The sequence below is a fragment of the Actinoalloteichus hoggarensis genome, from assembly GCF_002234535.1.
Taxonomy (GTDB): Bacteria; Actinomycetota; Actinomycetes; order Mycobacteriales; family Pseudonocardiaceae; genus Actinoalloteichus_A; species Actinoalloteichus_A hoggarensis.
Map to the genome: position 1 here is coordinate 5,306,627 of NZ_CP022521.1, position 18,799 is coordinate 5,325,425.

Sequence of the window (18,799 nt, forward strand, 5' to 3'; positions counted from 1 at the left end):
GACGAACGTGATGCGACGAGGAGAGTTCATGCCGAGCCTCCCGTGGCGCGTCGGACTCCCGTGTCCACCGCTTCGCGGACGTCGTCGGGTTGTGGCGTCCGGCCGCTGCGCCGGGCGAAGAACGCGAAGAAGCGGTCCACGCCCCGGTCGATCAGGAACGCGGCCAGCCAGCACAGCGGGGCCAGGATCACCAGGACCAACACGAACTGGAGGACGAACGGCGACTGGACGAGCCACAGCTCGACCCCGTCCCACCACCCGGTCACTGACGACACCACGCCTCGGAGCCTACGCGGTAGGTTCGAGGCATGTTCGCCGTATACGCCAGTGCACCCCATGCCGACGACCCGATGGCGGGACTGACCATCGGCGAACGGCCTGAGCCGTCGGTGCCCGAGGGTTGGGTGCGGGTCGATGTGCGGGCGGCCAGCCTGAACATGCACGACGTCTGGACGCTGCGCGGCGTGGGCATCGCGGCCGAGTCGTTCCCGATGATCCTGGGCTGCGACGGCGCGGGCGTGCTGGCCGACGGGACCGAGGTGCTGATCCATCCGGTGATCAACGCGCCGGGCTGGCGAGGCGACGAGACGCTGGACCCGCGACGGACCCTGCTCACCGAGCGCCACCAGGGGACGTTCGCCGACTCGGTGGTCGTGCCGGCGGGCAACGTGATCCCGAAGCCGCCGGAGCTGTCGTTCGCCGTGGCGGCGACGCTGGGCACCGCCTGGCTCACCGCCTACCGGATGCTCTTCGTGCAGGCCGGGGTCCGGCCGGGTCAGACGGTGCTCGTGCAAGGTGCCTCCGGCGGCGTGTCCACGGCGCTGATCCAGCTCGCGAGCGCGGCGGGCGCGCGTGTCTGGGTGACGGGTCGCACCGAGGAGAAGCGGGCCCTGGCGACCGGCCTCGGCGCCCACGCGACCTTCGAGGCGGGGGCCCGCCTCCCCGAACGGGTGGACGCGGTGTTCGAGACCGTCGGCAAGGCCACCTGGTCCCACTCGCTGAAGTCGCTCAAACCGGGCGGCACCGTGGTCGTCGCGGGCGCCACCTCGGGGCCTGACCCGAGCGCCGACCTCCAACGGGTCTTCTTCCTTCAGCTCCGCGTGCTCGGCTCGACGATGGGCACCCGGCAGGAGCTGGTCGATCTCGTGTCGTTCCTGCGACTGCACGACATCCGGCCGCAGATCGGGCTGACCCTGCCGTTGGAGCAGGCCACGGACGGTTTCCGGGCGATGCTGGACGGGGAGACGACGGGCAAGATCGTGTTCACGAGATGAGTCCGGCGCGCATCGAGGCCGTCCGACTGGGCGAGACCGCGCCCGCGGTCATCGACCTGGCCCGGCGCGCGCAGGCAGCCGTGGGACAGCCGGGGGCAGACCGGGCGGCAGGCCATCTCGCCGGACTCGAACCGGTGCCGGATCTTGTCGCGCTCGGGGCGTATCAGCGGGATCGGCTGGTCGGGGCCCTCGTCGGCTGGCCGTGCGGGGCGCGACCTCTCTGGGCCGCGCTGGTGCGCCCCGCCCTGGCCGCCACCGGACATGCAGCGTGGCTGACCGGCTCCTTCGAGGTCGCGGAGCTGCACGTGGAGCCCGAGTTCCACGGCACGGGAGTCGGCACGATGCTGCTCAGGTCGCTGGGCGAACGGATCGAGCAGGACCGGCTGGTGCTGCAGGCCGACGTGACCAACCGCCGCGCCCGCGAGTTCTACCGTCGCCGCGGCTTCCGGGTGCTCACCGGCCCGTTCCAGACGGTGAATCGCCGCCGAGCGCTCGTCCTCGGCGTCGCCCTGCCGCTGAGCTGACATCGCCTGCCGCATCGGCCGAGCGCTGAGCCCCCAGGCGCATCAGCCCGCGTCGCGGGCTCACCCGGCCGACTCCGCGGCACTGCGCATTCGCCCGGCGGGCCCGTGGTGGACGCTCGCCTGGAGATGATCGAGTCGCCCCGGAGCAGCAGGAATTCGACACATCGGCGTCCGGAACGCGCGTACCGCCCGTCAGCGGGTGGCCAGGGCCATACGGCCGCGGGCGTCCTCGGCCCAGGCCGCGGGGAGGTCGTCGAGTGCCTGAGCGACGTGGGCGTCCAGTTCCCGCCGTCGGCCGCGAAGGACGCCGAACACCTCGGCCACCGTCACACCGTGGTCGGGCGTGCTCAGAGCCTCGATCGACGCCCCGGCCCACACTTCGCCGGGTTCCTCCACCGCGAAGTAGGCGCCCGGTCTGCCGTGCTCGGTGAAGCGCTTGACGAAGCCCGTCGCCGACCAGAAGCCTGCGAAGACCCGGCAGGGGATCCGGGGGCCGGTGACACGCAGGACCGTCTCGCCCACCCGTAACCGCTGGCCGATGACGAGGTCGTTGACGTCCGTCCCCCCGACGCTCAGGTTCTCGCCCGCGTTGCCCGGAACCAGCTCGCGGCCGAGCACCGAGGACCAGTGGGCGAGGTCCTCGATCCCGAAGGCGTACACGGCCTGGCACACCGCGCCGTGGTTGGCGGTGTCCACGACCGTGTCGCCCGTGACGCCGCCGACGGAGACGTGCACTCGTCCCGGCGCCGGGCGCTTGTCGATGCCCGTACGACCCAGCCGGCCCGTCCAGTCGCCGGTCCGGACCACGGCGAGGTTGACCGAGTGCACTGTGCCCATGAGCGGCAACGCTAAAGAGTCCGCGTCCTGGCTGTACAGGGCTTTTCGTGTGACCATCGCCCCGTTCCCGGCGGACCCGGACGCCGGGGCCTGCCCGGACGGCAGGGCGACCGATACACGGGCGCCCGCCGAGGTGACCTGGCCGGATCAGCGCGGCGCGCGTCGCGATCCGGGAACGGGTCGACGTCGACTCCGGCACCCTCCGTCGCCGACGTGGCGTCTCGCGGCGTCTCGCGGCGTCTCGCGGCGTCTCGCGGCGTCTCGCGGCGTCCCCCATGGCGGACGATCGGGCCCGCGCCCCGAGAAGCGGCTGGTCGGCGGTGCGGACTTCCACTCGATCGATATCTTGCAGACATAGAACACATGTTCGATAGTCGTGCCATGACCTTCTACCTGCTCACCGCACTCATCGCTCTGGCCGTGTCCGCCGGGCGGGCCGTGTCCGCAGATCGGACCGCGTCCGCAGATCGGGCCGCGTCCACCAACCGCGCCGCATCCACAAGCCGAGGCGTGTCCACCAGTCGAGGCTCATCCATGCCCTGGCCCGGCGTTCCTTGCCTGCACGGGCCCCATGTCGCGGTGACCGCGTCGTCTCCGCATCCGCGAGCACCCCCACCGAGGGCCTGCGCCAGAGGAAGCGGCCGAGGAGGCGAAGCCTGTTCAGCGGGCCTCCGCGTCCCAGGCCGTCACGAGTTCGGCGGCGGGGCGGTCGCTGGTCGTGTCCGCGCCGAGGCCCGCCCAGGCGGACATCCGTTCCGGGTCCTCGGCGGCGCCTGCCGCCGCGCGCACCGGGGCGGTGAGGTGGTGGACCTCCGGGTAGGCGGCGGGCGCCTGATCGGTCAACGCGAGCATCATCTCGTTGACCAGCCCCCGCGCGGGCCTGCCGGTGAACGCCCTGGTGAGCGCGGTCTTCCGCCGCTGGGTGAGCGCTAGACGGTGTGCGGGCCGGGTGCCTGCCTCCGGGGTGCGCAGCAACGCCGTGCCGAACTGGCCCGCCTGAGCCCCGGCCGCGAGCGCCGCGGCGAGGTCTCGGCCGTCGGTCAGGCCCCCCGCCGCGATCAACGGGAGGGCGCTCTGACCCCGGACGAGCCGGATCAGATCGAGCAGCGGATGTGCGGGGCCACCGGCCTCGGTATGCCCGTCATCGGTGAAGACGGCTCGATGGCCGCCTGCCTCGATGCCCTGGAGACACAGCGCGTCGACCCCGACCGACTCGGCCGCGGCTGCCTCCGCCGGAGTGGTCACGGTGCCCACCACCCGACTGCCCGCCTGCTGTAGGCGTCGCACGTCCTGGGCGCTCGGCAGGCCGAAGGTGAAGGAGACGACCGGCACCGGGTCGTCGAGCAGGAGCGCCAGCTTGGCGTGGTAGTCGTCGTCCTCCCAGCGGGGTTCGCCCGGCGACGCGCCGAGGGGACGGCCCTGCTCGGCGACCAGCGCGCGATACGCCGTCAGATCCGCGACGGCGGGCTCGCCGGGGACGAAGAGATTGACACCGAACCGGCATCGACTCAGGCTGCGGACTCGATCGATCTGAGATTTCACTCGATCGGGTGAGAGATAGCCGGTGGCGAGGAAGCCGAGGCCGCCCGCCGCACCCACGGCGACGACCAGTTCCGGCGTACTGACCCCGCCCGCCATCGGCGCCGCGACGATCGGAACACGCAACCCATCCATCACGTCCGCCACCGTAGTCGCGTCCGGGTCGCCGAGAGGGTGCGACCGAAGGAGACCCGGAGCACACTGGACCTCCGGACCCGCCTCCATCCGTGCGAGGGAGCGGAACATGAGAATGAATCAGTATCTGCCGGTCGGGCACCCGTTGAACAAGATCTATCGGATCGGCACGGGGTTGATCGGCGCCGGGCTCATCGTCTTCGGACTGCTCGGCTTCATCAACCGCCTGACCTTCTTCTCCACCGAGGGAGATCGCATCCTCGGCCTGTCCAGCAACGGCCTGCTCTCCCTGATCTCGGTGCTCGTGGGCGCGATCCTGATCGGCTCGGCCGTGATCGGCGGTGTCGTCGCCTCCACCACGGCGGTCGTACTAGGCGTGGCGTTCCTGCTGTCCGGGCTGGTGAACCTCGCTTTGTTGGAGACCCGGTTCAACCTGCTCGCCTTCGAGATGCGGAACGTGGTGTTCAGCCTCGTGGTCGGCATGCTGCTGCTCTTCCTGGGTCTCTACGGCAGGCTGAGCGGCGGACTGAGCGAGGACAACCCCTTCGTCCGAGCCCGACACCACGAGGACCCGCACGCCGACCACCGGGCGGAGGAGACGGCCGAACGCAGGCGGCTCGCCGAGATCCGGCCGCTGGCCGACGCCGAGAACGCCGTGGCGCAGGGCATCGCGACTCCGGAACAGGAGAGGCTGGTGGCCGAGGACGCTCGGGAGCGCTCGGAGGCCGCGCGCCGCGAGGCCTATCGCCGCTATGAGGAGGAGCACGCCGCCGATGCGGTGCCTGCTCAGGAGCAGCGCAGGCAGCAGTCGAGTCGACGCGGGTCACACGGTCGCCACCGCCGGTGGCCGACGATCCGCACCTGAGCCCGCGCGTCCCGCTTCCCGCACCCGCCGGGGGCACCCGATCGGCGTGGCGCTCTCCCGCACGGCGGCCACGACAGCCACGACGGCACGGCGGCCACGGCGGCGTCCGCGCGGCGTCCAGCCTGCCGCCGGGCAGGCCGAACTCGATCCGCGGGGTACGACAGGTCCGCGGGGATGCCCGCCGCGACGCCTGCCCGTCGCGATGCCCGCCCGCGTCCACGGGGTCGTCCGTCCCCGCCTCATGCGGGCCCGGATCGACGCCTCCTTCGGGACGCGCCGAGTCCGCGGGCGCCGATCAGCCGACGTATCCGCGGCTCGACGGGTAGCGTCGATGCCGTGCTGGCGTTGATGCAGACGGACCCGACCGGTCTCTCCTCCACCACCGGAAGGTTGATCATGGTCGCAGGCCTGGCGGCCGCGCTCGTCGTCACCGCGTCGGTGTGGTGGCGCAACCGACGACGCTGATCCACTCGCCGATGCGACATCGAGCCGGGGCGGCGCCGAGCACCCGCGCCGCTCCGGAATGCCGCGTGGCCGCACCGGCCCGTCAAGGCGCCGCCCTCCCGGCGCGGACTCCCGGGCGACGCAGGTCCGACGGCCTCGGCCACCCGCGGCGCGGCGTGGGCGGCGGGCTACGGTGGTAGGGATGCGACACACCGCCTTCCGCTCCGCGATGGCTCAGGAGTTCGGCCGAGTCCGAGCCGAGATGCTGGCCAGAGATCACGTGTTCTCCGAACTCGGTGGGCGCACCGTCGACCAGGCCCTGGAGGCGGGCGTCGAACCCCGGCAGGTCTGGCGCTCGGTGTGCGAGGCCTTCGACATCCCGTCGGAACGGCGCTGATCTGGAACGACACCGGCCTGGAACGACACGGGTCCGAGGCTGCGACGCCGACCGGCCTGCGTGCCCCGACCGACGCCCGTCCGCCCGTCGGTGGAAGCCGCCGTCGGAGGCGGGGCGACCGTCCCACGCGCACTCATCTGGCTGCCCCGGCCTCGCACGCCGGTCACGACCCTCGCCCGCTGACGACGCCGAAACAGCGGCACCCTCAGCGGCATGCACCCTCAGCGGCGGCGCGGTCATCCCCGGCGCGGCTGACGACGGCGCCGGGAACAACGGCGCGGACACGGCTCCGCTACGCGCGGCACCGCTACGCGCGGCACCGCCGGTCAGGTCCCCGGCTGGATGCTCGCCTCGAAGTAGTCGGCCAGCTCGTCGGCCGTGAACTCCTCGACATCGGAGCTGTTGGCGAGCACGAAGCCGACCAGCGGCCGATCCGTCACGGTGAACACGAGAATGCCCTGGCCGTCGCTCACCGCGGACTGATAACGCCCCTCCAGGCCGTTGCCCGCCCAGCGGGCCTCGACGAGATCGCCCTCGCTGTGGGCGAGCCAGGACTCGGCGGTGGTGCTCGCCGCCTCCACCGAGTCCGCATGGTTGTAGGCCAGCGCGTAGCTCTCGGTGGCGTCGCTGAACTGGCAGGTGACGATGCGGCTCTCGCCTGAGCCGGTCGCCTCGGCGTCGCCGGGGCCGCAGTCGTGCCGATCGGGCACCGTGCCCGCGAGCTGCCGTAGACATGCGGTGAAGCCGTTCTCGTCGGCCTCCCCGGCCGAGGCGCATTCCTCGGCGGTGGGCAGGGACTCCTGCCCGAACAGCAGCATGCCGCCGACGACGGCGCCCGCGATGAGGACGACCGCACCGGTGATCGCCGAGATCAGGACACCCGTCCGGCGCCGCTTCGCCGGTGCGCCCGACGCCGTGCTGCTGGTGTAGGCGGGCGGGCCGCTCGCGGCCATGCCGTGCGGGCCGCCGGGTCCGGGGATGCCGTGCGGACCGCCGGGTCCGGGGGCACCGGGTCCGAAGGCCGGACGGCTCGGCACGTGGTGATCCGGCGCGAGGTGCCCCTGCCCTGCGGGGGTGAGCGCCTGCTGTGCCCCGGTGCCGGGATAGGCGGACGACGTGGGCTGCGCGGCCGTGGGATAGGCGGGCTGCGGTGTGGCGAAGCCGCCGACGGGCCTGCCCTCCGCGGGCGTGCCCGGCGCGGAACCGCCGCCGTCCGGGGTCTGCGGCGCCGCGGCGATGAACTGGTCCGGGTCGAAGTCCTCGGTGCGCATGGTCGCGCCGTCCCTCGGGACGTGGTGCGCCCCGAGCGCCACCGCCGTCTCCGGCTGGTCCAGGCTGGTCGCGACGACCTTGGTGTGCTCCGCGATCAGCGTCGCGACCAGCGGGATACGGCTCGATCCGCCGACGAGGTAGATGCCCGCCAGCGCCTCCGGGGCGATGCCCGCCGCCTGAATGGTCGTCTTGAGCAGTTCGACGCTGCGCAGCATGCTCGGCCGGATCAAGGCCTCCAGCTCCGAGCGGGTGACAAGCACGTCCTGGAAGGGCTCCGGCAGCGGCACGTCCGTCTGCGGATGCCGCGACAACGTCTCCTTCGCAGCCTGGACGTCCTCTCGCAGCGCGCGCTGTGACCGCCGATCGCCGGTGCTCTCCGGGCGAAGCAGCCGCTGCCAGCCGCTCGGGTCGTGCTGCGACACCTGGCGGCCCACATGCTCCAGAAGCACCTGATCGACGTCGAGGCCGCCGAGGTCGGGCAGCCCGTTCTCGGCGAGGACCACGAAGCCGTCCTGCGTCGCGCCGACCACCGCGCAGTCGAAGGTGCCCGCACCGAGGTCGTACACCGCCAGCGCCCTGCCGGGCGGCAGCGAACGGTCGGGGAACGAGGCGAAGTGGGCGGCGGCCGCGACCGGCTCCGGCACGAGCACCAGGTTGTCGCCCAGGCCCGCCAGTCGGGCGGCGGACAGCAGCACGTTGCGCCGGGTGGCGCCCCACTGGGCGGGGTGGGACAGCCGGACCTCGTCCGGGCGGCCGCCGCCGAGCTGCCTGCTGGTCTCCTCCGCCACTCGCCGCAGGACGGCCGACATGGCGGCGGTCACCGAGACCACGCTGGTGCCCAGCAGCAGCGAGCCCTCGTCTACCCGCCGCTTCGGATTGGGCTCGAAGCGAGCCGGATCGAGTCGGGCTCGACGTTCGGCGTCCCGGCCGACGACCAGCGTGCCGTCCTCGTCGGCGAAGACGGCGGAAGGCATGGTGGCGGACCCGTCGACCTCGATGACGCGAGGCTCTCGGCCGTGCGCGGACAGCACCGCGACGGTGTTCGACGTACCCAGGTCCACGGACAGGACGCGCACTGCACTTCTCCTCGACGCTCTCGTCGGTGCCCCCGCTGTCTCCGTCGGCGGCGAGACGGCCTGTCGTCGCAGTCACGAGACGGCAGGGCCGGGGCTGCCGGGACGCCGTGCTCGTCATCGCCGAGCGCGAGCCGCCGCCGCGGTCGGACGCCGACCACAGGTGATGCGGGGGACCCCGAGGAGATGGTGCCACGCCGTCCCCACCCGGTCGGCGGTTTCGGGGAGAACCGCGATCGTCTGGAGACCTCGCGAGACGCATCGAGTCGAAGTCGTCGGTGTGCTGGGCGAGGATGGTCGGATGAGCCCAGGCCGAGTCGTCGTCCCCACAGCCGACGGCGACGCGCAGCGTGGCCTCGAGCTGTTCTCCCCCGCCACTCGGGACTGGTTCGCCGCCGCCTTCCCCGCGCCGACCGCTGCTCAGACCGGCGCCTGGCGGGCGGCGGCACGGGGCGGACATGCGCTGGTGATCGCGCCGACCGGGGCGGGCAAGACCCTCGCCGCCTTCCTCTGGGCGCTGGACCGACTCGCCGTCGTCGGACCGCCCGCCGACCCTCGGGCTCGCTGTCGGGTGCTCTACGTCTCGCCCATGAAGGCCCTGGCGGTCGACGTGGAACGCAATCTACGGGGCCCGTTGGCCGGAATCGGACGCTCCGCCACCCGTCTCGGACTGCCTGCCCCCGACATCACGGTCGGGATGCGGACCGGGGACACCGACTCGGCCGCCCGTCGCGGCTTCAACCGGACCCCGCCCGACGTGCTGGTGACGACACCGGAGTCGCTGTTCCTCCTGGTGACCTCGGCGGCGCGGGAATCGCTGCGCGGTGTGGAGACGGTGATCGTCGACGAGGTGCATGCGGTGGCGGGCGGCAAGCGCGGCGCACATCTGGCCTTGTCGTTGGAGCGGCTCGACGCCCTGCTGCCGAAGCCCGCCCAGCGGATCGGGCTGTCGGCGACGGTCCGACCGGTGGAGGAGATCACCACGTTCCTGGCCGCCGGGACGGAGGTGGCGGTGGTGCGGCCCGCCCACCCGAAGGAGGTGGCGGTCCGGGTCGAGGTCCCGGTTGCCGACATGTCTCGGCTCGACGAACAGCAGGCTCCCGCCCCGCCGTCGGGGAGTCGGCGGCGCGGTGACGCGGCGGGCGCGGGGCAGGCGGAGGCGGCGTCCGCCGTCGATCCGGCGTCGATCCAGCCGGCCGGATCGACGGTCTCGGACGGGAGCGGCACGGCCCGGCCACCGGAGACACCGGAGCCCGAGGCGGTGCCCAGCGCCTCGATCTGGCCCGCGGTGGAGCGGCGGGTGCTCGACCTGGTCCGCGCGCATCGGTCCACCATCGTCTTCGTCAACTCGCGGCGCCTCGCCGAACGTCTCACCGCGCGGTTGAACGAGCTGGTCGCGGAGGAGGCCGCGGCCGAGTGGCACGGGCAGGCGGGCGCCCTGCCCGACACCGCCTCCGCCGGACGGCCGGGTGTCCCCGCCGCCGGCGTCGACGGTTTGCGCACCGACGTCGAACCGGTGGACCTGGACGAGATGCAGGCCGCCGAGTCCGACACCGTCGCCGGCGAGGCGGACAAGGACGCCGAGGCCGCCGCTCCGGGACCCGACCCGCTGCACCGAAGGGACTCCGCCCGCGCCGACGAGGCCGACAGCCGGACGGCCGGGGCGGCCGACGACGGGCACTCGGCAGGCAGGGGCGGCGTGCCTGCCTCGAACCGGGCAGCGGAGACGGGCGAGGCCGCCACCGCCGACCAGCACACCGGCCTCGGCGGGACGGTGGGAGCCGCGCCGCGGGAGTCCGGTCCGCTCGCGGGCGCGGCCCGATTCCCGGCGGAGGCCGTCGGACAGTCGGGAGTCGCCGCAGGCGCCCCGCCGGTGATCGCCAAGGCTCACCACGGCTCGATGGCACGCGCGCAGCGCACCGAGGTCGAGGAGGAGCTGAAGGCGGGACTGCTGCCGTGCGTGGTGGCGACGTCCTCCTTGGAACTGGGCATCGACATGGGCGCCGTGGACCTCGTGGTGCAGGTGGAGGCGCCGCCGAGCGTGGCGGCGGGCCTCCAGCGGGTCGGCCGGGCCGGGCATCACGTCGACGCGGTGTCCACCGGCGTGGTGCTGCCGAAGTTCCGAGGCGATCTCGTGTCCTGCGCGGTCGTCGCCGAACGGATGCGCGGCGGCGCCATCGAGGAGGTCCGCTTCCCCCGCAATCCGCTGGACGTCCTGGCCCAGCACGTCGTCGCGATGGCCGCCATGGAGCCGTGGCCGGTGGACGCGCTCGCGACGCTGGTGCGGCGGGCCGCGCCGTTCACCGACCTGCCCGACTCGGCGCTGCACGCCGTCCTGGACATGCTGGCCGGGCGGTATCCCAGCGAGGAGTTCGGCGAGCTGCGCGCACGCATCGTCTGGGATCGGACGGCGGACGTCCTGCATGCCCGGCCGGGGGCGCAACGGCTCGCGGTGACGTCCGGCGGCACCATCCCGGATCGGGGGCTGTTCACCGTCACCACCCCCGGCGGCGAGGGGGAGCCGGGCACACGCGTGGGCGAGCTGGACGAGGAGATGGTCTACGAGTCGCGGGTGGGCGACACCTTCCTGCTGGGCACCACGTCGTGGCGGGTGCAGGAGATCACCCACGACCGGGTCATCGTGACTCCGGCGCCGGGTGTGCCCGCCCGGATGCCGTTCTGGAAGGGCGACGCACCGGGCAGGCCGCTGGAGCTGGGCGTCGCGCTCGGCGGCTTCGTCCGGGAGATCGTGGCCGCCGACCCGGCCTCGGCGCGTCGCCGAGCCGAGACGGCGGGCCTCGACGTGTGGGCCTGCGACAACCTGCTCGCCTACCTCGCCGATCAGCGCGCGGCCACCGGTCGGGTGCCCGACGACCGCACGGTGCTGCTCGAACGGTTCCGCGACGAGGTGGGCGACTGGCAGTGGGTCGTGCACTCCCCGTTCGGCGACCGGGTCAACGCGCCGTGGGCGCTGTTGATCGCCGCCCGGCTGCGCGACCGGCTCGGCGTCGATCCACAGATCGTGCACTCCGACGACGGCATCGTCCTGCGGCTGCCCGCAGAACTCGCCGAGGAGCACGGCGAGCACACGGTCGCCGCCGAGGACGTCCTGTTCGACCCGGACGAGGTGGAACGGCTGGTCGCGCAGGAGGTCGGCTCGTCGGCCCTGTTCGCCGCCCGCTTCCGGGAGTGCGCGGCCCGGTCGCTGCTGCTGCCGCGCTGGGACCCCCGGCGGCGCAGTCCGCTGTGGCGGCAGCGGCAGCGGTCCGCGCAGCTGTTGGCGGTGGCGGCCCGCTACGAACGGTTCCCGGTGATGCTGGAGACGATGCGCGAGTGCCTGCGCGACGTCTACGACCTGCCCGGTCTGATCACCGTGCTCCGCGACGCCTCGGCGCGGCGGATCGAGGTCGTGGAGGTCCAGACGTCGACGCCGTCGCCCTTCGCGCGGGCCCTGCTCGTCGGCTATGTGGCGATGTTCCTCTACGGCGAGGACGTCCCGCTGGCCGAACGCCGGGCGGCGGGCCTGACACTGGACGCGACGCTGCTCGGCGAGCTGCTGGGTTCCGAGGCCGTGCGCGACCTTCTCGACGTGGCCGTGCTCGCCGAGGTCGAGGCGGCCTTGCAGCGCACCGACCCGGAGCAGCACGTCTCCGACGCGGAGGGCGTCGCCGACCTGCTGCGCTTCCTCGGCGATCTCAGTCGAGCGGAGCTGGCGGCCAGGGGCGGCCTGGCCGAGTGGGCGGCCGAGCTGGTGACGGCCGGGCGCGCGGTGCCGGTGGTCGTGGCGGGCGAGCCGCGCTGGATCGCGGTGGAGGACGCGGCCCGGTATCGGGACGCGCTCGGCACGGAGCTGCCCGGCGGGCTGCCCGCCGCGCTGCTGGAGCCGGTCTCCGACGCGCTGGGCGATCTCCTGATCCGGTACGCCCGAGGTCGCGGGCCGTTCCGCGCGGACGAGGCGGCGACCCGCTTCGGGCTCGGCGTCGGGCCGGTGACCGAGCGGCTGGATCGGCTGTGCGCGGGCGGACGGCTGGTGCGCGGCGAGCTGCGACCGGTCGAGGCCCAGAGCGTGCTGCCCGGCGGCCTCGGCACGCCGACGGAGTACTGCGACGCCGAGGTGCTGCGCCGACTGCGCCGCGGCTCGCTGGCCCGGCTGCGCGCTCAGGTCGAGCCCGTGGAGCCCGCCGCGCTGGGTCGGTTCCTTCCCGACTGGCACGGCGTGCTGCCCGCCCCGCAGGCCCCCGCCGTCCCGATCGAGGCGGCGGACGGCACGCGGGCGGGAGCGGGTGATCCGAACAGTCCGGACGATGACGAGAGGCGGGACGGCGCCGGTGACCGGGGCGGTATGGGGGCTGGGGGCGACGGGGGTCGGGGTGCCGGGGTTCGGGACGACACGGGGCCGGGAGGCGACACGGGCGAGGTGCGGGCACATCGAGGGGGTGTGGCGGAGCACGCCGCCGGCGGTCGCGCGGATTTCGGACTCCGGTCCGGGGTCGCCGCGGCGGGTCCCGACGAGGTGTCGGCGGTGATCGAACAGCTCGCGGGGACGCCGATGCCCGCGAGCGCGGTGGAGTCGATGATCCTGGGCGCCCGGCTGCCGGGCTATCAACCCGCCGCGCTCGACGAGTTGACCGCCGCGGGCGAGGTCGTGTGGTGCGGATGCGGACCGTTGGGCGCGGGCGACGGCTGGGTGGCACTGGCCCCCGCGGACCTCGCCGAGCTGATCCTTCCGCCGCCGTCGGCCGACGATCCGGCGCTCGACACGGAGCTGCACCGGGCGCTGCTCACCGCCCTGGCCTCCGGCGGGCTGTTCTTCCGGGGGATCGTCGACCGGATCGCCGCCTGGTCGGCGGAGCGCGCGGAGCCGAGGCAGTCCGAGGCGGATCTGGTGGCCGCGTTGTGGCAGCTCGTGTGGGCCGGACTCGTCACCAACGACACCCTCGCCCCGCTGCGCGCCCTGCTCGGCGGCGGCTCGGCGACGCATCGACCGCGCAGGCAGGCGCCTCGGGGCCGCCGCGCGGCGCTGCGCATCGGCGGCCGAGGCAGACCGTCGCCTGCCGCGAGCGGACCGCCGACCGTCGCGGGCCGCTGGTCGCTGGTCCCGCTGCGGGAGACCGACCCGACCCGGCGGGCCCACGCACAGGCCGAGGCACTGCTGGCCCGGCACGGCGTGCTCACCAGGGGTGCGGTGGAGGGCGAGCGGGTGCCGGGCGGCTTCGCGGGGGTGTATCGGGTGCTGCGGGCCATGGAGGAGTCCGGCCGGTGCAGGCGGGGGCTGCTCCTGCGGGGCGCGGGCGGCGCCCAGTTCGCGGTGCCGGGAGCCGTGGACGGGCTGCGCGCCTGGTCCCGGGAGGCGGGCCGCCTCGACGCCCCGCCCGCCGCCGTGGTGCTGGCCGCCGCCGACCCGGCCCAGCCCTACGGCGCGGCACTGCCCTGGCCCGTCTCGATCGGCGCGGGGGGCCATCGACCGGGTCGTAAGGCGGGTGCCCTGGTCTCGCTCGTCGACGGGGAGCCGGTGCTCTACGTGGAGCGTGGCGGGAAGTCGCTGCTCTCCTTCACCGAGGACGAGAGCGCGCTGCGGTCGGCGACGGCGGCCCTGGTCGACGTCGTACGGACCGGCCGGAGCGAGCCCCTCGTGGTGTCGCGGGCCGACGGTGAGCAGGCGTTGGGCTCGCGACTGGCCTCGGTGCTCCAGGCGGCCGGTTTCCGCGCCACGCCGAAAGGCCTGCGACTGCGCGGCTGACCGGTGGACGGGGCCGTGTCGGGATGCGGCGGGCCGGGTGTACCGGGCCGGGGTGTGCCGATCAGAGCACGACGTCGAGTCCGCCCTGCCCGAGGTCGTCGCGTTGAGTTCGACGAGTACTCGACCGCCGAACCCGGCCACCGGAGCCCCACGACCCGAGCAGGACCACGGATGGACAGCAGGCCGCCCGGCGACCCGACCGTTCCGGACGGCGAGCACCGCCTGCCGGAGTCGAGTCGCCGGACACCACGCGCGCAGGCGGGACGCCGACACGCGAGCGCGCGAACCGATCGGCCCGGCCCGACGAGCACCGCGATCCGCCGCAGGCGGTTCGGAAAGGCAGGCGTCGGGCGACACGCCGGACCACTCCGAACCGATCACCGGGTGCGTCGATCACCGTCCGATAACATCGCGGTGCACGAGAAAGGATCGTCCCTGCACAGCCAGGGTGGCACCGGCCTTCCAGGGCCGGTGAGGATCGCAACGCCTTTCGGCAGTCCCCCAACGCGGCCCGACCGATCTGTGGCACCGGCCTTCCGGGGCCGGTGAGGATCGCAACACTGTAGAGGGTTGCGGCGGGACCACCCCGAAACGGGTGGCACCGGCCTTCCGGGGCCGGTGAGGATCGCAACAGCGGTGTCGAGGCCGAGTGGTTCGACCTCTACCTGGGGTGGCACCGGCCTTCCGGGGCCGGTGAGGACCGCAACGACAAGGTGAGTAAGTTGATCGATCTCGTGGCCGGCAGGTGATCACGGTGACGCCGTCGACGTCGCTGTCTCGACGCGACCGAGGGCGGGGTACCGCAGCGATGACGGTGCGGCGGTCGTGCAAGCCGGTGAGGAGAACCGCATCGTCCGACGCGAGGCAGGTCGCGACATCGCCGGCATCGGTTGCCTCGACGCGAGGTGCGCTGACTGGTCATGTGATGCGGCACCTCCACGCGCAGCTCACCGCCGGCTTCACACGATGTCCAGCGACACTCTGTTGATCTGTCAACCGCGCGATGGCGACTACGCGCACAGTGGAGATCCGATGACGACGACCGGCATGTACCCCGTCTCGATCAAAGGTGTCGTCATCCGCGACGGCGCCGTGCTCCTGTTGCGCAACGACAGGGAGGAGTGGGAGCTTCCCGGCGGACGCCTGGAGCTTGGCGAGACCCCGGAAGAGTGCGTAACACGGGAAATCATCGAAGAGACATCGTGGCCGGTGAGGACGGGACCGATCCTCGATGCCTGGCCGTACCACATCACCGTGGCGCGAAAGACCGTCCTGATCGTGACCTACGGCTGTTATCCAGACACCGAAGCCGAACCGGTCCTCTCCCATGAACACGCGGAGATCGCCCTCGTGCCTGTCGATGCAGTCGAGGCTCTGCGCATGCCCGAGGGATACAAGCGGTCGATCGCGACCTGGTCCGCACGCCGCCACACTCCGGCCGCGTGAACCCCGCCGCCGACCGGCACTCTGGCTCTGGCCGACCGCGAGTGGAGTGCCGTTGCGTTCGTCAAGTCACCCATCATCGGGCCGAGCAGGCACGCCTTCCATACCTGACGGAACCGCAGCGGCGAGGCAGATGTGGCACCGGCCTCCGGGGCCGGTGCGGATCGCAACGCCGCCTGCCGCCCCGCGAGGACGTCGCCGACGGGTGGCACCGGCCCTGAAATACCGGTGCGGATCGCGGTCACAGATCGTGGTCGCCATCTGCCGGTTGACGTGGCACCGGCGCTCCAGCGCAGCACCGACCACGACAACACGAGCGTCGACGCCGGCCCGTCTCAATCCCGCCTAGGACCCCGCATCCGCGCGGAAGGACCTTGCCACCCACCGTCTGAACGGGGACGCGGCGGGCGACGTCGGCCGCAGGCGATCCGCTCGGCAGCACCGCATCGCAGACACGGCGGCTCGGGCCGCCCGGCCGAGCCACGCCCCGCCTACGCCCCAGGACCCAGGACCGCAGACCCAGGACTCAGGACCGAAGAGCCAGGACTCAGGACCGAAGACCCGGCCCCCGGCGCCCAAGACCCAGCACCCGCGCCTATCGGCGCACGGCCCGGCGGCGGCAGGCTGGAACCACCGCCGCCGGGCCGTCTTTTCACCGGGTGGCCACGTTCAACAACACCCAGAGCTGGGCGAGCGCGTCGGCGTCGCCGTCCATGGTGACCGCCCAGTCCGGCAGCCTGCCCCAGAGCCAGAGGTAGACGTGGAAGGGGTCGCCCGAGACCGTCGCGTCGACCTTCGGCGTCGCGTCCGGCGGCAGGGCCCGCACCGTCGTACCGGTGGCGCCCGCGTGCGTCAGCCAGACCCGGCCGCCCGTCCGTACCGCCACGGTGGCCTGCCGCGACGCGGTGATCGCCAGCTCGCCGAGACGGTGATCGAACCACAGTGTCAGGACCTCGTCGACGCCGTCCACCGCGATGTCGGTGTCGACGTGGTCGCAGCGCACACCCGCCGCGGCCTGCACGTCGACCCGGTGCACGATCGTCTCGTGGGTGAGACGCCGCGCCCAGAAGCCGAAGCTGCCGTCGGCGGGCCACCACGTCGGGCAGCGCTCCTCGGGCCGGTGCGCGGACAGTTCCCCCGCCACCTCGGCGAGCCCGGTCCGCAGATACTCCGCGAGCGGCCGATCGTCGCCCTGCCGGGGAAGGTGCACCTCGCGGGCCGGGACGGGGGTCCCGCCCGGCGAGCGGGTCCAGTCCGCGGTGGACCGGTAGACGTCGCCGAGCCGCCGCGCCGTCTCGGCCAGGGTCAGGCCGGGGCAGCCCGGCACCGGACTGTCGCCGGGCGCGCTGCCCACACAGGAGGCGAGCCGTTCGCCGTCGATGGACAGGACGTCGAGGAACCGCTCGTAGTCGATCGCCGTCACGCGCCTCATCGCCCGCCTCCCCACACCGCCGACTCGGCCAGCGCCGTGAACTGATGCACCTGGCGTTCGAGGTCGTCGGCATCCCGGACCGACACGGCGCGCAGGACGCCGGCCTGCACGGCCGCGTGTCGGGCCGCGCAGGATTCGAAGAAGCCCGCCCACTCGGCGAACTCCGGCGCGGCGCTGGAGAGCAGCCACCACACGCTGCGCGGGCCGCCCGGGCTCGGCTCCGGCCGGCTTCTGGCGGCCAGCACCGCCGTGCCCGCGCGCAGCGCACTCAGATAGGAGTGCAGGTAGCGGTCGTGGTGACTGATCGCACGGCAGGACTCGGCCAATGCGAGACGGGCCTGTTCGAGAAGGGCGAGCGCAGCGGAGGAGGGCACGGGCGCGGGCCGCATCGCCGGGACTGTCCGAAGGGGAAGGACCCGGTGGGCGGGTCCGTGGTGGATCACGGCGGAGTCGTACTGAACGGACACGGCGGCCTCCGAAGGGAGCTTGCTCGCGAGGACGAGTCAGACTTGGTTCGAACTGATGTTCGAACTTCTCCACAGTAACCCGAGATGCCGACAACGCGCCAGGCGTGATCTGATGAACGGGTGAGCTCGATCGAGCACCCCGGTGTACGCAAGGTCGTGGCGGCGCTGGCCGAGGCGGGCCTGCCTGCCGCGGCGGAGGCCGTTCGTGTCCTCGAAGCCGACGTCCGCACGGCCGCGCAGGCCGCCGAGGCGGTGGGCGTCGACGTCGGTGCCATCGCCAACAGCCTGGTCTTCGACGCGGGTTCGACGCCGTTGCTGGCCCTCACCTCCGGCGCGCATCGCGCCGACACCGCGCTGCTCGCCTCGGCGATCGGCGTCGCGGCGGTCGGCCGGGCGACGCCCGACTTCGTGCGCACCCACACCGGCCAGCCCATCGGCGGCGTCTCCCCGGTGGGACACCCGGCACCGATCACCACGCTCATCGACGCGAGCCTCGCCGAGCATCCGGTGATCTGGGCGGCCGCGGGCCACCCGAAAGCACTGTTCCCGATCACCTTCGCGGAGCTGGTCACGCTGACCGGCGGTCGGGTGCTGGACGTCGCCGAAGCGGGGGGCGCTCGCAGGTGAGCGCGGCAGCGGCAGCGGGCGGAGACCGCTTCGTCGAACTGTCCGCCGAGGACATGCGGACGCGACTCACCGAGGCACTCCACATCTACGTCACCGCGATGCGCTACCCGCCCAGCGCCATGCACCACCGCGGTCCGACCTGGCTCTCCCACGCGAGCCGCGAGGGCTGGCGGGGCGTCGCGGCCCTCGATCACCGGGGCGGCATGGTCGGCGTGGCCTACGGATACCGGGGCGCACCCGGTCAATGGTGGTACGAACAGGTGAATCACGGGCTGCTCGAGACCGGCGACGCCGCAGGCGCCCGGCACTGGCTTCGTGACTACTTCGAGCTGACCGAGCTGCACGTGCTGCCCAAAGCACAGGGACACGGCATCGGCGAGGGGTTGCTGCGAATGCTGCTCGCCGACGCCGAGGGCGCCGACGTCCTGCTCTCCACCCCGGAGGGCCCCAGCCGGGCCTGGCGGCTGTATCGCCGTGTCGGCTTCAAGGACGTCCTGCGTGACTACCGCTTCGCGGGCGACTCCCGTCCCTTCGCGGTCCTGGGCCGCACCCTGCCCCTGGACTGACGGGCGCGACCTGCGCCGGGGGTGCCGCGCTCGGCGCCGCTGCCGCCGGATCGGCGCCGCCCGAACCCCGACGCCAGACGCCACCGAGGGCCGCCTGGGTGTCCGGCGCGCGGCGAGGCGCGGCCGCCACCGGTCGCAGGACGGCCAGGCAGCCCCGCGCGCGG

The 18,799-nt window shown here is 73.4% G+C and carries 14 protein-coding genes and 3 pseudogenes; 11 read left to right on the forward strand and 6 right to left on the reverse strand.

Going from position 1 to position 18,799, the window contains the following annotated elements; genetic code table 11:
- Nucleotides 1–26 precede the first annotated feature (26 nt).
- Complete coding sequence (locus AHOG_RS28865; RefSeq protein WP_157737001.1) at nt 27–278, reverse strand: hypothetical protein; 252 nt, start codon at nt 276–278, stop codon at nt 27–29.
- Nucleotides 279–308: 30 nt separating this feature from the next.
- Here AHOG_RS28865 and AHOG_RS22730 point away from each other — a divergent pair, with 30 nt between their 5' ends.
- Both AHOG_RS22730 and AHOG_RS22735 read left to right on the forward strand, forming a co-directional pair.
- Nucleotides 309–1,274 (forward strand): zinc-binding dehydrogenase, encoded by a 966-nt coding sequence (locus AHOG_RS22730; protein WP_093943155.1) that lies wholly within the window; start codon nt 309–311, stop codon nt 1,272–1,274.
- A complete protein-coding gene (locus AHOG_RS22735) occupies nt 1,271–1,798 on the forward strand; it encodes a GNAT family N-acetyltransferase (RefSeq protein ID WP_093943156.1) in 528 nt (175 codons plus the stop codon). The genes AHOG_RS22730 and AHOG_RS22735 overlap by 4 nt, the downstream gene beginning before the upstream one ends.
- 192 nt (nt 1,799–1,990) lie before the next feature.
- On the opposite strand, the gene AHOG_RS22740 is transcribed toward AHOG_RS22735, so the two are convergent.
- Both AHOG_RS22740 and AHOG_RS22745 read right to left on the reverse strand, forming a co-directional pair.
- Nucleotides 1,991–2,635 (reverse strand): MOSC domain-containing protein, encoded by a 645-nt coding sequence (locus AHOG_RS22740; protein WP_093943157.1) that lies wholly within the window; start codon nt 2,633–2,635, stop codon nt 1,991–1,993.
- A 660-nt stretch (nt 2,636–3,295) separates the two neighbouring features.
- Complete coding sequence (locus tag AHOG_RS22745; RefSeq protein WP_093944715.1) at nt 3,296–4,312, reverse strand: NAD(P)H-dependent flavin oxidoreductase; 1,017 nt, start codon at nt 4,310–4,312, stop codon at nt 3,296–3,298.
- Between the two features lie 106 nt (nt 4,313–4,418).
- On the opposite strand from AHOG_RS22745, the gene AHOG_RS22750 reads away from it, so the two are divergent.
- The 3 genes from AHOG_RS22750 to AHOG_RS22755 all read left to right on the forward strand — a co-directional run bounded on the left by AHOG_RS22750 (nt 4,419) and on the right by AHOG_RS22755 (nt 6,015).
- A complete protein-coding gene (locus AHOG_RS22750; RefSeq protein ID WP_093943158.1) occupies nt 4,419–5,174 on the forward strand; it encodes a DUF4383 domain-containing protein in 756 nt (251 codons plus the stop codon).
- A gap of 336 nt (nt 5,175–5,510) precedes the next feature.
- Entirely contained in the window at nt 5,511–5,639 is a 129-nt protein-coding gene (locus AHOG_RS30290) for a hypothetical protein (protein ID WP_260404575.1), read from the forward strand.
- A 181-nt stretch (nt 5,640–5,820) separates the two neighbouring features.
- The gene (locus AHOG_RS22755) at nt 5,821–6,015 is read left to right on the forward strand and encodes a DUF3046 domain-containing protein (RefSeq protein WP_093943159.1); all 195 of its coding nucleotides are present in this window, start codon (nt 5,821–5,823) and stop codon (nt 6,013–6,015) included.
- Between the two features lie 326 nt (nt 6,016–6,341).
- Here AHOG_RS22755 and AHOG_RS22760 read toward each other — a convergent pair whose 3' ends face one another.
- Nucleotides 6,342–8,363 carry an Hsp70 family protein gene (locus AHOG_RS22760; RefSeq protein ID WP_093943160.1) on the reverse strand — a complete coding sequence of 674 codons (2,022 nt, stop codon included), beginning with the start codon at nt 8,361–8,363 and terminating at the stop codon, nt 6,342–6,344.
- A gap of 298 nt (nt 8,364–8,661) precedes the next feature.
- Here AHOG_RS22760 and AHOG_RS30610 point away from each other — a divergent pair.
- From AHOG_RS30610 to AHOG_RS22770, 4 genes and pseudogenes are all read left to right on the forward strand, one after another.
- A pseudogene (locus tag AHOG_RS30610) lies at nt 8,662–9,768 on the forward strand (DEAD/DEAH box helicase); the annotation flags it as partial.
- A 411-nt stretch (nt 9,769–10,179) separates the two neighbouring features.
- A pseudogene (locus tag AHOG_RS30615) lies at nt 10,180–12,579 on the forward strand (helicase-related protein); the annotation flags it as partial.
- Nucleotides 12,580–12,852: 273 nt separating this feature from the next.
- Nucleotides 12,853–14,100: pseudogene (locus tag AHOG_RS30620) on the forward strand (Lhr family helicase); the annotation flags it as partial.
- Nucleotides 14,101–15,132: 1,032 nt separating this feature from the next.
- Nucleotides 15,133–15,546, forward strand: coding sequence for an NUDIX hydrolase (locus AHOG_RS22770; RefSeq protein ID WP_093943161.1), 414 nt, complete (start codon nt 15,133–15,135; stop codon nt 15,544–15,546).
- A 649-nt stretch (nt 15,547–16,195) separates the two neighbouring features.
- On the opposite strand, the gene AHOG_RS22775 is transcribed toward AHOG_RS22770, so the two are convergent.
- The gene (locus AHOG_RS22775; protein ID WP_093943162.1) at nt 16,196–16,975 is read right to left on the reverse strand and encodes a maleylpyruvate isomerase N-terminal domain-containing protein; all 780 of its coding nucleotides are present in this window, start codon (nt 16,973–16,975) and stop codon (nt 16,196–16,198) included.
- A complete protein-coding gene (locus tag AHOG_RS22780; RefSeq protein WP_093944717.1) occupies nt 16,972–17,364 on the reverse strand; it encodes an SAV_6107 family HEPN domain-containing protein in 393 nt (130 codons plus the stop codon). The genes AHOG_RS22775 and AHOG_RS22780 overlap by 4 nt, the downstream gene beginning before the upstream one ends.
- Before the next feature lie 198 nt (nt 17,365–17,562).
- Between AHOG_RS22780 and AHOG_RS22785 the strand changes: the two genes are divergently transcribed.
- Nucleotides 17,563–18,069 (forward strand): YbaK/EbsC family protein, encoded by a 507-nt coding sequence (locus AHOG_RS22785; RefSeq protein WP_093943163.1) that lies wholly within the window; start codon nt 17,563–17,565, stop codon nt 18,067–18,069.
- Nucleotides 18,070–18,122: 53 nt separating this feature from the next.
- Nucleotides 18,123–18,635, forward strand: coding sequence for a GNAT family N-acetyltransferase (locus AHOG_RS22790; protein WP_093944718.1), 513 nt, complete (start codon nt 18,123–18,125; stop codon nt 18,633–18,635).
- Nucleotides 18,636–18,799: the final 164 nt, after the last annotated feature.

Bases quoted from the DNA above. Each gene is read 5' to 3' on its own strand.
- AHOG_RS22790 (WP_093944718.1), top strand. From the start codon at position 18,123: ATGCGGACGCGACTCACCGAGGCACTCCACATCTACGTCACCGCGATG.
- AHOG_RS22740 (WP_093943157.1), bottom strand. From the start codon at position 2,635: ATGGGCACAGTGCACTCGGTCAACCTCGCCGTGGTCCGGACCGGCGAC.
- AHOG_RS22730 (WP_093943155.1), top strand. From the start codon at position 309: ATGTTCGCCGTATACGCCAGTGCACCCCATGCCGACGACCCGATGGCG.
- AHOG_RS22780 (WP_093944717.1), bottom strand. From the start codon at position 17,364: ATGCGGCCCGCGCCCGTGCCCTCCTCCGCTGCGCTCGCCCTTCTCGAA.
- AHOG_RS22755 (WP_093943159.1), top strand. From the start codon at position 5,821: ATGCGACACACCGCCTTCCGCTCCGCGATGGCTCAGGAGTTCGGCCGA.
- AHOG_RS22735 (WP_093943156.1), top strand. From the start codon at position 1,271: ATGAGTCCGGCGCGCATCGAGGCCGTCCGACTGGGCGAGACCGCGCCC.
- AHOG_RS22775 (WP_093943162.1), bottom strand. From the start codon at position 16,975: ATGAGGCGCGTGACGGCGATCGACTACGAGCGGTTCCTCGACGTCCTG.
- AHOG_RS22770 (WP_093943161.1), top strand. From the start codon at position 15,133: ATGACGACGACCGGCATGTACCCCGTCTCGATCAAAGGTGTCGTCATC.
- AHOG_RS22750 (WP_093943158.1), top strand. From the start codon at position 4,419: ATGAGAATGAATCAGTATCTGCCGGTCGGGCACCCGTTGAACAAGATC.